The organism is Pseudoduganella aquatica, from assembly GCF_009857595.1.
Classification (GTDB): Bacteria; Pseudomonadota; Gammaproteobacteria; order Burkholderiales; family Burkholderiaceae_D; genus Rugamonas; species Rugamonas aquatica_A.
The window spans coordinates 135,616-149,559 of record NZ_WWCU01000007.1; the positions used below are offsets into that span (position 1 = coordinate 135,616).

Here is a 13,944-nt window from a genome sequence, read left to right on the forward strand (position 1 = left end):
GAGGGGTTAGTGGGATGCGGCGGCCAGGCGCAGCAGGTCGTCGAAGTCGACCGGCTTGATCAGGTGCTGGTCGAAGCCGGCGTCCTGGGTGCGGCTGCGGGCGTCGCGCTGGCCCCAGCCGGTCAGCGCCACCAGCTGGATCGCCTGGCCGCCCGGCTGCTGGCGGATCAGGCGCGCCGCTTCGTAGCCGTCCATGCCGGGCATGCCCAGGTCCATCACGATCAGGTCGGGCTGCTGCTGGTTGGCGGCGGCCACCGCCGCGTAGCCGTCGTAGGCGGTGTGCACGTCGAAGTTGCGCATCTCGAACAGCGCGCCCAGCGAGTCGGCGGCGTCGCGGTTGTCGTCCACCACCAGCACTTTGGTGCGCCGGCTGGACGCCGCTTCGGCAAGGCCGGCCGGCGCCTCCCGCGCCTGTTCGGGCGCCTGCGTCGGCTGTTCCGGCAGCGGCAGCTTGATGAGGAATTCGCTGCCCAGGCCTATGCCCGCGCTGTGCGCTTCGATGGTGCCGCCGTGCATCTGCGCGAACTGGCGCGCCAGGCTCAGGCCTATGCCCAGGCCGCTGGACATCTGCCCGCTGACCGTGCGGCTTTGCTCGAACATATTGAAGATCTTGGACAGCGCTTCCTGCTCCAGGCCGATGCCGCTGTCGCACACGCTCACGCACAGCATGCCGTGCTCGGGCCAGGCGCGCAGCGCCACGCGGCCGCCCTGCGGCGTGAATTTGATGGCGTTCGACAGCACGTTGGAATAGATCTGCACCACGCGCGCGTAGTCCGCGTCCAGCACGATGCCTTCGTCCGGCAGCTGCTGTTCCACGCGGATGCGCTTTGCCAGCGCGGCCTGCTGGCTCAGCTCCATCACGTGCCGCAGCACGTCGGCCAGCACGATGGGCTGGCGCTGCAGCGCGATCTTGCCGCTGGTGATGCGGGCCACGTCGAGCAGGTCGTCCACCAGCCGCGTCAGGTGCACCACCTGCCGCTCGATCACATCCTTGATGCGCCCGGCCGGCGCCGACTGCGGGAACAGGTGCGGCAGCAGCGCGGCCGAGGTGCGGATGGGCGCCAGCGGGTTGCGCAGCTCGTGGCCCAGGCTGGCCAGGAATTCGTCCTTGCGCCGCGTCGCTTCGCGCATCTGGTACTGCCGTTCCCGCGCGCGCAGCTGGGCATGCAGCGCGGCGATCAGGGTGACGGTGCGCACCGGCCGCTCCAGCAGCGTCAGGTTGCCCAGGCTGATCACCGCGCGCCGCACCAGCAGCGAGTCGCCGCCGCGCGCCAGCAGCAAGATCGGCAGGTCGGACCAGTTGGGCTGCTGCGCCACGTATTCGCTCAGCAGGCGGAAGCTGCTGGCGGTCAGCGCCTCTTCCACCGTCAGCACCGCGCCGGCCCCCAGCAGCAGCTCCTGGCGCAGCTCGCCCAATGTCTCGCACACGTGGCTGGCGATGCCGGCCACCTCCAGCACCTTGTGGCACAGGGCGGCGTTCTGCCCGGTGGGCGCATAGATGAGGATGCGTTTTTCCATCATGCTCAAGGCTTGCCGCGAGGCGGCGCGTCCTGCCCGCTGCTGGTTGGTACGCCGGTCAGCACGCCGTGCAGGCCGGCCAGCACGTCGCCCACCTGGATGCCCCCCATGCCGATACGGAAGGCGCGCAGCGTGCGTTCGTGGCTGCTGCCGCGCTTCTTGAACACGGCGACGGCCTGCCGCACTTCGCCTTGCATTTCGTAGTAGCGCAGGGTGATGATGTTGTCGGCGATGTAGCTGGCGTCCACCGCCGTGGTCATGGCGCCGCCCATCAGGCCGGCCTGCACGCCCACCACGATGGCGACCACGCCGCGCTGGCCCAGGTAGGTGAGCAGTTCGTGCAGGTAGGTGGACAGGAACTGCTCGTCGGGCACGGCGTTCAGGTAGCCGTTCAGGCTGTCGATGACGATCACGCGCGCGCCGCCGCTGGCCGCTTCCACCACCGCCTGCGTGAACTGGCCCGGCGTCAGCTCGGCCGGGTCCACCTGCTGCACCGTGAGCAGGCCGTCCTCGACGGCCTGGTTCAGCTTCATCCCCAGGCTTTCGGCGCGGTTCAGCATATTGTTGCGCGCCTCCTCGAACAGGAACATGGCGGCGCGTTCGCCGCGCGCGCAGGCGGCCGCCACAAACTGCGCCGCCACGGTGGACTTGCCGCTGCCCGGCGGCCCCGCCACCAGTGTGCTCATGCCTTCCTCCAGGCCGCCGCCCAGCAGGTGGTCCAGCTCCGGCAGGCCGCTCGAGAGCTGGCGCCGCAGACTGGTGACGCGCGACTCGGCCGCCACCAGGCGCGGGTAGACCTGCAGCCCGCCGTACAGGATGCGGTAGTCGTGCGAGCCGCCCCGGAAAGCGACGGCGCGGTATTTCACGACCCGCAGGCGGCGCCGCTCGGTGCCGTAGGACTGGCTGGCCAGGTCCAGCGTGATCACGCCGTGCGCCACGCTGCGCACTTGCAGGTCGGTGCTGAGGGCGGTGCGGTCGTCCAGGAAGATGGTGGTGCAGTTGCGGCTGGCCAGGTACTGCTTCAGGGCCAGCACCTGGCGCCGGTAGCGCAGCGGGTTTTCGGCCAGCAGCTGCAGCTCGGACAGCGAGTCGAGCACGGCGCGCGTGGGCTTGTAGCGCTCCACCGCCGCCAGGATGCGCTGCGTGGTCGTGCCCAGCTCGATTTCCGAGGGGTGGAAGATGGAGTACTGCTGTTCCGGCGCGAGCGCGGACTGGTCGGGGATGATCTCCTCGACGTGGATGCCGTCCAGCGTCCAGCCGTGCGAGTGGGCCACGGAACTGAGTTCCACGATGGTTTCCGCCAGGGTGATGTAGAGCACGGATTCGCCCAGGCGCACGCCTTCATTGAGAAATTGCAGCGCCAGCGTGGTCTTGCCCGTGCCCGGCTCGCCTTCGATCAGGTACAAACGGTCGCGCGTCAGCCCCCCGGCAAGGATGTTGTCCAGGCCGGGAACGCCGGAAGACAGGGTGCGGTTGTGGTCTTCATTTTGCTGTTCCATAGCGACTCGCAGATACGGAGATTAGTTGTGGAAATAATAGCGCAGGGTATGAAAACACAATGTACGGTAGGCCACATTTTGCAATTAGTTCAGTATGGAAATCTACAAATGGTTACAATTGTGACGGTTTCTGCAATGCAGTTTTCATACAATGTGCGCTCCTATAACAACAGGGGATAAATCCGATGAAACAATTGATCAAGCCGTCGGCCCTGGCCGCTGGCATCGCCGCCATCGCCGCCGTGCTGTCCGGCTGCGGCGCGGGCGACTATCCGGGGCCTGCGGTGCCGCAATCCGGTCCGCCGCCGCCCACCGTGCCGGTCGCTGTGAAAATCACGGCGGATTTCGGCCAGAGCATTGAAGGCTGGAAGGGCGAATCGACCGACTACGGCGACGGCGACGCGCCGGATTTCGTGGTCTTCGAACAGCGCACCGTGGACGCGCCGCTGACCGGCAAGGGCTATTACATGGCCGGCCATAACCGCAGCGACGACATGTTCTTGTATGTAAAGAAACAGTTCGGCGGTTTCGTGCCATCCACCAGCTATAAAGTAACCTTTAGTGTCAAATTTTCCACCGACGTGTCCTCCGGCTGCTCCGGTGTGGGCGGCGCGCCGGGCGAATCGGTGTTTGTCATCGGCGCCGCTTCGGCCACTGAACCGAAATCGGTGCTGAAGGACGGCCGCAACACCCTGAACCTGGACCGCGGCAACCAGGGCACCGGCGGCAAGGACGGGCAGGTACTGGGCAATATCGGCAACACGCAGGAATGCGGCGTGACGAAGGCCGAGTTCAAGACCGTCAAGAGCGCCGAGCCGCTGATCGTCAAGACCGACGCCGATGGCAAGATGTGGCTGCTGGCGGGCATCGATTCCGGCTTTGAAGCCGCTTCCCGTATCAATATCCAGACCGTGGTGGTGGATGCCGATCCGGTGAAATAAGCCAGCGCCTTACATACAGTTTCACTCCCGCTGCAGTCTCCCCTGCTGCAGCCTTTCGGGCCAGCCCTCGCATTTCGAGGGCTGGCCTTTTTTTGTTTCATTAGTAAATAATTGCTTGACAGTCTTAGAATGATCGTTCATTCTATAAAAAGATAAATGTGAGGTGAACAATGAAACCTATTTCCCTGGTCCTGATTTCCGTAGCCGCGCTGAGCGCAGGCTGCCAACCCACCACTGCCGGAGCACCTGGCGCCGGGAAACCGGCGCAGGTGGCGGCCGTGGGCGTGCATACGGTCGCGCCGCAGAGCCTGTCCATCACCACCGAGCTGCCGGGCCGCACCACCGCCTACCAGGTGGCCGAAGTGCGCCCGCAAGTGGGCGGCTTGATCCAGAAGCGCCTGTTCGCCGAAGGGGCGGACGTGAAGGCCGGCGCCCAGCTGTACCAGATCGATCCGGCCACCTACCAGGCCGCCTACAACTCGGCCAAGGCCGCGCTGGCCAAGGCCAAGGCCAATCTGGCCGCCGCCACGCCGAAAGTGGCGCGCTACAAGGAGCTGGTGGCCATCGAAGGCGTGAGCCGCCAGGACTATGACGACGCCGTGGCCGCCGCCGAGCAGGCCAGGGCCGACGTGGAGGCCGCAGCGGCCGCGCTGGACAGCGCCCGCATCAATGTGGACTACACCCGCGTGGCGGCGCCGATTTCCGGCCGCATCAGCCGTTCCAACGTCACGCCCGGCGCGCTGGTGACCGCAGGCCAGGCCAACGCCCTGACCACGGTGCAGCAGCTGGACCCGATCTATGTGGACGTGACCCAGTCCAGCACCGACATGCTGCGCCTGAAGCGCGAGCTGGAAAGCGGCAGCCTGAAGAAAAACGGCGGCCAGGCCAGGGTGACGCTGCTGCTGGCCGACGGCAGCAAATACGCGCAGGAAGGCAAGCTGCAATTCTCCGACGCCAGCGTGGACCCCGGCACCGGCAACGTGGTGCTGCGCGCGCTGTTCCCCAACCCCAAGCATGATCTGCTGCCCGGCATGTTCGTGCGCGCCGTGGTCGACAGCGGCGTGGACGAGCAGGCCATCCTGGTGCCGCAGCAGGGCGTGACGCGCAACCCGAAAGGGGAGGCGACCGCCATGGTGCTGAACAAGGAAGGCAAAGTGGAGCAGCGCGTGCTGGCCACCGGCGCCACCGTCGGCGACCAGTGGCTGGTGAAGTCCGGCCTGTCCGCCGGCGACCGCGTCATCATCGACGGCCTGCAGAAAGTGCGCCCCGGCGCGCCTGCGCAAGTGGCCGCCAAACCCGCCACTACCGCAGCGGCAAACCAGCGCGCGGCGCAATAAGCGAGGTATTCCATGGCACGTTTCTTTATCAATAGGCCGATCTTCGCCTGGGTGGTGGCCATCGTCATCATGCTGGCGGGCCTGATCGCCATCCTCGGCCTGCCGGTGTCGCAATACCCGAGCATTGCGCCGCCCGCCATCACCATCAGCGGTTCCTACCCGGGCGCCTCGGCCAAGACGGTGGAAGACGCCGTCACCCAGGTCATCGAACAGAAGATGAAGGGCATCGACGGCTTGCGCTATATGAGCTCGAGCAGCGATTCAACCGGCGGCATCAGCATCACGCTGACCTTCAAGAACGGCACCAATCCGGACATCGCGCAGGTGCAGGTGCAGAACAAGCTGCAGCTGGCCACGCCGCTGCTGCCGGCCGCCGTGACGCAGCAAGGCCTGGTGGTCTCCAAGTCCACCAAGAACTTCCTGATGGTGCTGGGCTTCGTGTCCGAAAACGGCAGCATGAAGCAGGCCGACCTGGGCGACTACGTGGCCGCCAACGTGATCGACCCGCTGAGCCGCGTGGAAGGCGTGGGCGACGTGACGCTGTTCGGTTCCCAATACGCCATGCGCATCTGGCTGGACCCGACCAAGCTGCAAAGCTTCCAGCTGACCCCCGCCGACGTGAGCGCGGCCATCACCGCGCAGAACACCGAAGTATCGGCCGGTGAACTGGGCGGCGCGCCCGCCATGCCGGGCCAGCAGCTGAACGCCACCGTGTCGGCGCAAAGCCGCCTGCAGACCGCCGAGCAGTTCGGCGCCATCCTGCTGAAGACTTCCGCCAGCGGCGCCACCGTGCATTTGCGCGACGTGGCCCGCATGGAGCTGGGCAGCGAGAACTACAACACCGTGGCGCGCTTCAACGGCAACGCCGCCACCGGCGTGGCGATCAAGCTGGCCACCGGCGCCAACGCGCTCGATACGGCCAAGGCCATCCGCGCCAAGATCGACCAGCTGTCCAAGCAGTTCCCGGCCGGGATGAAGGCCGAAGTGGCTTTCGACACCACGCCTTTCGTCAAGCTGTCGATTGAAGAAGTGGTGAAGACGCTGGTGGAAGCCGTGGTGCTGGTGTTCCTGGTGATGTATCTGTTCCTGCAGAATTTCCGCGCCACGCTGATCCCGACCATGGCGGTGCCCGTGGTCCTGCTGGGCACTTTCGGCGTGCTGTCCGCGCTGGGCTATTCCATCAACACCCTGACCATGTTCGCCATGGTGCTGGCCATCGGCCTGTTGGTGGACGACGCCATCGTGGTGGTGGAAAACGTTGAACGCGTGATGACGGAGGAGGGCTTGCCGCCGAAAGAGGCGACCACCAAGTCCATGAGCCAGATCACCGGCGCGCTGGTGGGCATTGCCCTGGTGCTGTCGGCCGTGTTCGTGCCCATGGCTTTCTTCGGCGGCTCCACCGGCGTGATCTACCGCCAGTTCGCCGTCACCATCGTGTCGGCCATGGTGCTGTCCGTGCTGGTGGCCATGGTGTTCACCCCGGCGCTGTGCGCCACGCTGCTCAAGCCTGTGGCCAAGGGCCACCAGCCCGCCAGCACCGGTTTCTTCGGCTGGTTCAACCGCACTTTCGAGCGCGGCAGCGGCAAGTACGAAGGCGTGGTCGGCGCCATGCTCAATCGCGGCAAGCGCTCCATGCTGCTGTACGCGGTGCTGCTGGCCATCCTGGCCGCCGCCTTCATGCGCCTGCCCACTTCCTTCCTGCCGGAAGAAGACCAGGGCGTGCTGTTCGCGCAGATCCAGTTGCCTGCCGGCGCCACGCAGCAGCGCACACTGAAAGTGATCGAGCAGGTCGAGCAGCATTTCCTGACCGAGGAAAAGCAGAACGTCGCTTCCATCTTCACGGTGGCCGGCTTCAGCTTCGGCGGCAACGGCCAGAATACCGGCATCGCCTTCGTGCGCCTGAAGGACTGGTCCGAACGTCCCGGCCCGGCGGGCAATGTGAAAGCCGTGGTCGGCCGCGCCATGGGCAGCTTCTCGCAGATCCGCGACGCCTTTGTGTTCGCCTTTGCGCCGCCTGCGGTGCTGGAGCTGGGCAATGCCAGCGGCTTCGACCTGCAGCTGCAGGACCAGGCCGGCCTGGGGCACGACGCTCTGATGGGTGCGCGCAACCAGCTGCTGGGCATGGCTTCCAAGAGCCCGCTGCTGGTGGGCGTGCGCCCCAACGGCCAGGATGACACGCCGCAGTACAAGATCACCGTGGACCAGCAGAAGGCCACCGCGCTGGGCTTGTCCATCGCCGAAGTGAACCGCGTGCTCAGCACCGGCTGGGGCTCGTCCTATGTGAACGACTTCGTCGACCGCGGCCGCGTGAAAAAGGTCTACCTGCAAGGCCAGCCGGATTCGCGCATGGCGCCGGAAGACCTGGGCAAATGGTTCGTCCGCAACAGCCAGGGCGAGATGGTGCCGTTCTCCGCCTTCGCCAGCGGCCAGTGGATCTACGCCTCGCCGCGCCTGGAGCGCTTCAACGGCCTGTCGTCGATGAACGTGCAGGGTGCGCCGGCGCCGGGCGTGAGCTCGGGCGCGGCCATGGCCGAGGTGGAAAAACTGGCGGCCCAGCTGCCGCCCGGCATAGGCTTCGAGTGGAACGGCCTGTCGGTGGAAGAGCGCGATTCCGGCTCGCAGACCACGGTGCTGTACACGCTGTCGCTGCTGATGGTGTTCCTGTGCCTGGCCGCGCTGTATGAAAGCTGGTCGGTGCCGTTCTCGGTGCTGCTGGTGGTGCCGCTGGGCGTGATCGGCACGGTGCTGGCCACCTGGGGCTTTCACCTGGCCAACGACGTGTACTTCCAGGTGGGCCTGCTCACCGTGGTCGGCCTGGCGGCGAAGAACGCCATCCTGATCGTGGAATTCGCCAAGGAGCTGCAGGAGCAGGGCATGGAGCTGAAGGCCGCCACGCTGAAAGCTGTGCGCCTGCGCTTGCGCCCCATCCTGATGACCTCCATCGCCTTCGGTCTCGGCGTGCTGCCGCTGGCCATCGCGAGCGGCGCCGGTTCGGGCAGCCAGAACGCCATCGGCGTGGGCGTCCTGGGCGGCATGCTGACGGCCACCTTCCTCGGCATCTTCTTTGTGCCGGTATTTTTCGTGCTGGTGCGCGGCCTGTTCAAGCAACGCCAAGCCGCCGCCAGCACCGCAGCAGGAGTGCATTGATATGCAAAAGACTTTATTTTCCCTGGCCGCTGCCGCGCTGCTCAGTGCATGCAGCCTGGCCCCGGTGTATGAACGTCCGGCCGCGCCGGTGACGGCAGGCTGGCCGCAAGGCGACGCCTACAAGCCGGCCCCGGTGGCGGCGGACGCCAAGCCCGCCGCGGACATCGCCTGGCGCGACTACTTTGCTGACGAGCGTCTGCGCGAAGTGATCGCGCTGGCGCTGGCCAACAACCGCGACCTGCGCGTCTCGGCGCTCAATATCGAGAAGGCGCGCGCGCAGTACGGTATCCAGCGCGCCGCGCTGGTGCCCAGCGTGAGCGCCTCCGGCGGCCAGAACGCCACCCGCACGGCGGACAATATGAGCGCCGGCGGCCAAGGCCAGATCAACCGCCAGTACACGGCCAGCCTGGGCGTGTCCTACGAGCTGGACTTCTTCGGCAAGGTGCGCAGCCTGTCCGAGGCGGCGCTGCAGCAATACCTGGGCACCGAGGAAGCGCGCCGCGCGCAGCAAATCAGCCTGGTGGCCGAAGTGGCCAACACCTGGCTGTCCTTGCAGGCCGACCGCGAGCGCCTGGGCCTGGCTGCGGACACGCTGAAAAGCCAGCAGATCAGCTATGAGCTGAGCAAGCGCCGCTTCGCAGCGGGCGCCACCTCCGGCCTGGACATGTACGAAGCGCAGACCAGCGTGGAAGCGGCCCGCAACGACATGGCGGTCTATACCGCGCAAGTGGCGCAGGGCGAGAACGCGCTGGCGCTGGTGGTGGGCACGGTGGTGCCGGCCGAGCTGCAACAGCAGCAGGCGCCGCTGGCCAGCGTGGCGGCGATGGCCGAGCTGCCCGCCGGCCTGCCGTCCGAAGTGCTGCAGCGCCGCCCGGACGTGCTGGGCGCGGAACGCAGGCTGCAAGCGGCCAACGCCAATATCGGCGCGGCGCGCGCGGCCTTCTTCCCCAGCATTTCGCTGACCGGCAGCGCCGGCAGCGCCAGCAGCAATCTGTCCGGCCTGTTCAAAGCCGGTTCCGGCACCTGGAGCTTCCTGCCGCAGATTAATCTGCCCATCTTCAACGGCGGCGCCAACACCGCCAACCTGAAGGTGGCCAAGGTGGAGCGCGACATCGCCGTGGCGCGCTACGAGCAGGCCATCCAGTCGGCCTTCCGCGAAGTGGCGGACGCGCTGGCCCAGCGCGGCACGCTGGACGAGCGCCTGGCCTCGCAGGCCGCGCTGGCCGACGCGTCGCAAAAGAGCTACCGCATCCACGAGGCGCGCTATCAGAAGGGTTCGGAGTCTTACCTGAACGCGCTGGTGTCGCAGCGCGCGCTGTACGCGGCCCAGCAAAGCCTGATCTCGGCACGCCTGGCGCGCGCAAGCAACCAGGTGACGCTGTACAAGGTGCTGGGCGGCGGCTACCAGTAAGCAGTGAGGCGGCCGGGCAGGGCTCAGGCCGGCGTCCACTCCATGGTGGCGTACAAGCCGTCCAGGCCCTGCATCACGAAGTCGCAGCGCTGGCACAGGCGCTGCACCGGATTGCCGAGCAGGACGTTGAGCCGCACCGGCAGGTGCAGGCGCTGGCCGTGCGATTGCAGGCCGCGCAGCAGGCCGCGCCCTATGCCGCGTCCACGGTATTCTGGCAGCAGCGTGATATCGATCAGCCGCACTTCGGTCTCGTTGTACTGCACGTACAGCCGGCCGATGGGGCGCTCGCGCTCGACGATGATGGTGGCCTCGGCGTCCGGGTACTGCAGTTGGAAATCGGTTTGCTGGGCCTTGCACTGGACCGCCTGCAGCATGGCTTCGGTGGCCGCGTCGCAGCCGTGCAGGCGGAATTCCATGCCGCGCGTGCTGGCGTAAAGACGCAGCAGGAAATGCTGATCGGCCGCCGTGGCCGGGCGCAATTCGATCGATGGCGCGGTCTTGTAGGTCGTCATGGGCAACACCCTGGGCTGGTTGATGTTGTCTTTATGGTATCACCAATCCAGTCCGATGTTGCACGCCAAATTGACAAAATGCGCGGGCTTGGCCACAGTACCGCATCGAACACGAGGAATTCTGCATGAGCACCACCGAAAAACGCCATATCGACCCGGACCGCGCCCTGGTGCGCCGCAAGCAGGTACTGGATGCGGCGGCGGCCTGCTTCGGGCGCAGCGGCTTTCATGGCGCCAGCATGGCCGAGATTTCGAAGGCGGCCGGCATGAGCGCCGGCCATATCTACAACTACTTCGACAGCAAGGACGCCATCATCGCGGCCTTCGTCGAGCAGAACGTGGAGCGCGTATCGCAACTGATGCGCGACCTGGAGCAGCAGGCCGACCCGCTGCAGTCGATGGTGGACGACGCGCCGCGCCATGTGCGCGAGCACCTGGACCCGAACACCTGGCCGCTGGCGCTGGAGATCTCCGCCGAGGCAGCGCGCAATCCCAAGATCGCCGAAGTGGTGCGCGACGCCGACGTGCGCGCGCGCGTGCAGTTCCGCGCCATCCTCAAGTCCTCCCGCGAGCGGCACGGCCTGGCCGTGGACAGCGACACGCTGGACGGCCTGCTGGATGCCATGATCAGCCTGTTCCAGGGGCTGGACGTGCGCGTGGTGCACAATCCGAATGTCAACGAGCCGGCGCTGGCGCGCTATATGGGCATCGCCATGAAGGCGATGCTGTTTTCATAAAGGCAGCAATGAACTCTCCTTACATCTTCCCCGCCCACGGCATCGTGGGCCTGCCGGTGGCCGGCGCCGACGCGCTGTTCCCGGTGCGCCGTATCTACTGCGTCGGCCGCAACTACGCCGGCCACGCGCGTGAAATGGGTTCCGACCCGACGCGCGAGCCGCCGTTCTTCTTCTGCAAACCGGGCGACGGCATGGCCGTGCTGCCGGTGGCGCCGCAAGGCGTGGCCGAGCTGCCGTATCCGCCCCGCACCAGCAACTACCACTACGAGTGCGAGCTGGTGGTGGCCATCGGCAAAGGCGGCAGCGACATCGCCGTGGCGGACGCGCTGCAGCACGTGTTCGGCTACGCGGTCGGCCTGGACATGACACGCCGCGACCTGCAGGGCCAGATGAAGGACGCCGGCCGCCCGTGGGAAATCGGCAAGGCCTTCGACTACTCGGCGCCGATAGGCGTGATCACGCGCGCAACCGAGGCGGGCGCCATCGAGCAGGCCGCCATCACGCTGGAAGTGGACGGCGCGGTCAAGCAGTCCAGCCATATCACGCATCTGATCTGGTCCGTCAGTGAAACCATCGCCAACCTGTCCACGCTGTTCACGCTGCAGCCGGGCGACCTGATTTTCAGCGGCACGCCGGAAGGCGTGGGCGCTGTGGTGCGCGGCCAGACCATGGTGGCCAGCATCGAGGGCCTGGCGCCGATCGCACTGAAAGTGGTTTAAAGCCGGGCGAGGGCGGCGGCGATGGCCCGCAGGCCGTCGAGCGCGCCCATGGCGATGCCCGCGTCCAGCGAGCCGGCCACCTGCGGCTCGCGCGGATTGATGCGCACCAGGCGCCCGCCGTGGCGCTGCACCACGCTATGGCTGAAATGGCGCACCGACGGTATCGCCGTCCCGGCGCCCAGCTCTATCACCACAGGGCGGCGCGTCCGCGCCAGCCAGGCCTGCAAGCGCGCCTGTTGTTCCTCCGCGCGCCGCTCCAGCCAATCTCCGTCGCCAAACATCAGGATATTCGGCCGCGCCAGCCCGCCGCAGTGAGGGCAGGCGGGCGGGGCGTTGCGCAGGCGGCAGGCGTTCGCATCCACATCCGGCACGAAGTCCTGCGCGCTCCAGATGGCGCCGCAGGCGTGGCTGCGGTGGGGCCGCATGCATTGCAGGTGGTGGATGGAACCGTGGCACTCGAATACGCGCTGCGGATCGAAGCCCGCCAGCTGGAACTGGCCGTCCACATTGCTGGTGAACACGCTGGCGCCATGCTCCATGCGCTCGCCCCAGGCGCGCAGCAGCGCAAAGCCCGCGTGCGGCACGGTGGCCCGGTACAGCGCCAGCCGATGGCCGTAGAAGCCCCAGGCCAGCGCGGGATCATCCCGGAACGCCTGCGGCGAAGCGATGCTGCTGAAATCCATCCGCGCGCGGCCGAGCGCAGGATAGGCCTGCCAGAAGCCCTGGTTGCCGCGAAAGTCCGGCAGTCCGGAGTCCACGCCCATGCCAGCGCCGGCCGCGACTATGAGGGCGTCGGCCTGCGAAACCAGCTCGGCGGCAAGGTTTATGGAATTAATCATATGTTAAGCATAAAGCACTCTTACCAAAATCCCAAAGCTGCTGCTATAATGCATGCGTTCGTCGGGGCGTAGCGCAGCCTGGTAGCGTACTTGCATGGGGTGCAAGGGGTCGGAAGTTCGAATCTTCTCGCCCCGACCAACAACTAAAGATTCAGCGAAACCGGCCTTGGCCGGTTTTTTCGTTTTCGGGTTCGGTGCACGCCAAGTGCACACATTTACAGATTTACGCTGCTGCTTGCAGGGGCCGAACTACTCGCTCTTGGCCGCCAGGCTGATCCCGAGGGCAAGCGCAGCGCTGCCACGGACGTTGCCCTGCGACGCAGGCTGGTAATGTTGAATTTCTTGCGGCGGCAGCCGCTGTACCGTGTTCCGGGTCGGCATGACTGGTATCGGCTCGTGTCTCGAGGCCGCGGAAGCGCGCCGCGTGTGCATTTATCACTTACGGCGGCAAGGGATTTTGGCGGCGGTTTTGCGACTAAAATTCGGTTTTCAGCCTTTACCGTGCGTTACGCATTATGCAGTTGAGCCTACAAGTGATCGGCGTTTCCATGGCCGCCGTCATGGCCATCGGATTTATGAAAGGCGCGTTCGGCGGCGGCTTTGCCATCATCGGCATCCCGCTGCTGGCGCTGGTCATGGACCCCATTAAGGCGGGCAGCTTGCTGGCTCCTTTGTTCGTTGCCATGGACCTCTACGCTTTGCGCTTCTGGCGCCCCCACACCTGGTCCAGGCCTGACCTGGCCTTGCTGGTTCCGGGGCTGGTGGTTGGCATTGGCGGCGGTTACTTGCTGTTGGAGTATCTGGACCGGCATGTGGTTGAAATCCTGATGGCGCTCACCACGCTGCTGTTCGCCTTCCTTTGGTGGCGTGGACGGAATACCGCCGTCGCGCGCCCGCGCTCCAGGGCCAAGGGGCTGCTGGCCGGCACCGCGTCCGGCGTGACGACCATGGTTGCCCACTCGGGCGGCCCGCCGCTGGCGATGTATCTGCTGCCGCTGGGATTGTCGAAGGAGGTCTACGCGGCAACCACCAGCCTGTTTTTCACCATCGGCAACCTGCTGAAGGCGGGGCCGTGGCTGGCCGTGGGCGACTTGTCGGACGGCTCCTGGATGCTGATGGCCATCTGCTTGCCTGCAGCGCTACTCGGCGTCTGGGGCGGGTGGAACTTGCACGGCCGCCTGAACCAGGAGCAGCTCTACCGCATTTGCTATGGCATGCTGGTCGTCACGGCGTTCAAGCTGCTGTGGGATGGCAGCATGGGCCTGCTGTACTAGGCCGCCGGCG

The 13,944-nt window shown here is 66.4% G+C and carries 11 protein-coding genes and 1 tRNA gene; 8 read left to right on the top strand and 4 right to left on the bottom strand.

Annotated features, from left to right (window positions below):
• Window positions 1–6: 6 nt before the first annotated feature.
• Together GTP77_RS09055 and GTP77_RS09060 are read right to left on the bottom strand one after the other, a co-directional pair.
• Window positions 7–1,521, bottom strand: coding sequence for a hybrid sensor histidine kinase/response regulator (locus tag GTP77_RS09055; RefSeq protein WP_229202131.1), 1,515 nt, complete (start codon window positions 1,519–1,521; stop codon window positions 7–9).
• Between the two features lie 2 nt (window positions 1,522–1,523).
• Window positions 1,524–3,017 (bottom strand): ATPase domain-containing protein, encoded by a 1,494-nt coding sequence (locus GTP77_RS09060; protein ID WP_161071845.1) that lies wholly within the window; start codon window positions 3,015–3,017, stop codon window positions 1,524–1,526.
• A gap of 185 nt (window positions 3,018–3,202) precedes the next feature.
• On the opposite strand from GTP77_RS09060, the gene GTP77_RS09065 reads away from it, so the two are divergent.
• The 4 genes from GTP77_RS09065 to GTP77_RS09080 all read left to right on the top strand — a co-directional run bounded on the left by GTP77_RS09065 (window position 3,203) and on the right by GTP77_RS09080 (window position 9,853).
• The gene (locus GTP77_RS09065; protein ID WP_161071846.1) at window positions 3,203–3,958 is read left to right on the top strand and encodes a hypothetical protein; all 756 of its coding nucleotides are present in this window, start codon (window positions 3,203–3,205) and stop codon (window positions 3,956–3,958) included.
• A gap of 170 nt (window positions 3,959–4,128) precedes the next feature.
• Window positions 4,129–5,295 carry an efflux RND transporter periplasmic adaptor subunit gene (locus tag GTP77_RS09070; protein ID WP_161071847.1) on the top strand — a complete coding sequence of 389 codons (1,167 nt, stop codon included), beginning with the start codon at window positions 4,129–4,131 and terminating at the stop codon, window positions 5,293–5,295.
• 12 nt (window positions 5,296–5,307) lie between these two features.
• Window positions 5,308–8,442 (top strand): efflux RND transporter permease subunit, encoded by a 3,135-nt coding sequence (locus tag GTP77_RS09075; protein ID WP_161071848.1) that lies wholly within the window; start codon window positions 5,308–5,310, stop codon window positions 8,440–8,442.
• Between the two features lies 1 nt (window position 8,443).
• Window positions 8,444–9,853 (top strand): efflux transporter outer membrane subunit, encoded by a 1,410-nt coding sequence (locus GTP77_RS09080; protein ID WP_161071849.1) that lies wholly within the window; start codon window positions 8,444–8,446, stop codon window positions 9,851–9,853.
• A 23-nt stretch (window positions 9,854–9,876) separates the two neighbouring features.
• Here the strand turns inward: GTP77_RS09080 and GTP77_RS09085 are convergent, their stop codons facing one another.
• Window positions 9,877–10,365 (bottom strand): GNAT family N-acetyltransferase, encoded by a 489-nt coding sequence (locus GTP77_RS09085; RefSeq protein ID WP_161071850.1) that lies wholly within the window; start codon window positions 10,363–10,365, stop codon window positions 9,877–9,879.
• Window positions 10,366–10,490: 125 nt separating this feature from the next.
• Here GTP77_RS09085 and GTP77_RS09090 point away from each other — a divergent pair, with 125 nt between their 5' ends.
• The gene (locus tag GTP77_RS09090) at window positions 10,491–11,102 is read left to right on the top strand and encodes a TetR/AcrR family transcriptional regulator (protein ID WP_161071851.1); all 612 of its coding nucleotides are present in this window, start codon (window positions 10,491–10,493) and stop codon (window positions 11,100–11,102) included.
• 8 nt (window positions 11,103–11,110) lie between these two features.
• Window positions 11,111–11,821: a fumarylacetoacetate hydrolase family protein gene (locus GTP77_RS09095; protein ID WP_161071852.1), complete on the top strand. Its 711-nt coding sequence runs from the start codon at window positions 11,111–11,113 to the stop codon at window positions 11,819–11,821.
• On the opposite strand, the gene GTP77_RS09100 is transcribed toward GTP77_RS09095, so the two are convergent.
• A complete protein-coding gene (locus tag GTP77_RS09100) occupies window positions 11,818–12,660 on the bottom strand; it encodes an SIR2 family NAD-dependent protein deacylase (protein WP_161071853.1) in 843 nt (280 codons plus the stop codon). The genes GTP77_RS09095 and GTP77_RS09100 overlap by 4 nt on opposite strands.
• A gap of 62 nt (window positions 12,661–12,722) precedes the next feature.
• Between GTP77_RS09100 and GTP77_RS09105 the strand changes: the two genes are divergently transcribed.
• Both GTP77_RS09105 and GTP77_RS09110 read left to right on the top strand, forming a co-directional pair.
• Window positions 12,723–12,799, top strand: a tRNA-Pro gene (locus GTP77_RS09105).
• Between the two features lie 421 nt (window positions 12,800–13,220).
• Window positions 13,221–13,934, top strand: coding sequence for a sulfite exporter TauE/SafE family protein (locus GTP77_RS09110; RefSeq protein WP_229202132.1), 714 nt, complete (start codon window positions 13,221–13,223; stop codon window positions 13,932–13,934).
• Window positions 13,935–13,944 lie beyond the last annotated feature (10 nt).

Coding starts and splice junctions, on each gene's coding strand:
- GTP77_RS09090 (WP_161071851.1), top strand. CDS start 10,491: ATGAGCACCACCGAAAAACGCCATATCGACCCGGACCGCGCCCTGGTG.
- GTP77_RS09085 (WP_161071850.1), bottom strand. CDS start 10,365: ATGACGACCTACAAGACCGCGCCATCGATCGAATTGCGCCCGGCCACG.
- GTP77_RS09095 (WP_161071852.1), top strand. CDS start 11,111: ATGAACTCTCCTTACATCTTCCCCGCCCACGGCATCGTGGGCCTGCCG.
- GTP77_RS09080 (WP_161071849.1), top strand. CDS start 8,444: ATGCAAAAGACTTTATTTTCCCTGGCCGCTGCCGCGCTGCTCAGTGCA.
- GTP77_RS09060 (WP_161071845.1), bottom strand. CDS start 3,017: ATGGAACAGCAAAATGAAGACCACAACCGCACCCTGTCTTCCGGCGTT.
- GTP77_RS09055 (WP_229202131.1), bottom strand. CDS start 1,521: ATGATGGAAAAACGCATCCTCATCTATGCGCCCACCGGGCAGAACGCC.
- GTP77_RS09075 (WP_161071848.1), top strand. CDS start 5,308: ATGGCACGTTTCTTTATCAATAGGCCGATCTTCGCCTGGGTGGTGGCC.
- GTP77_RS09070 (WP_161071847.1), top strand. CDS start 4,129: ATGAAACCTATTTCCCTGGTCCTGATTTCCGTAGCCGCGCTGAGCGCA.
- GTP77_RS09110 (WP_229202132.1), top strand. CDS start 13,221: ATGGCCATCGGATTTATGAAAGGCGCGTTCGGCGGCGGCTTTGCCATC.
- GTP77_RS09065 (WP_161071846.1), top strand. CDS start 3,203: ATGAAACAATTGATCAAGCCGTCGGCCCTGGCCGCTGGCATCGCCGCC.
- GTP77_RS09100 (WP_161071853.1), bottom strand. CDS start 12,660: ATGATTAATTCCATAAACCTTGCCGCCGAGCTGGTTTCGCAGGCCGAC.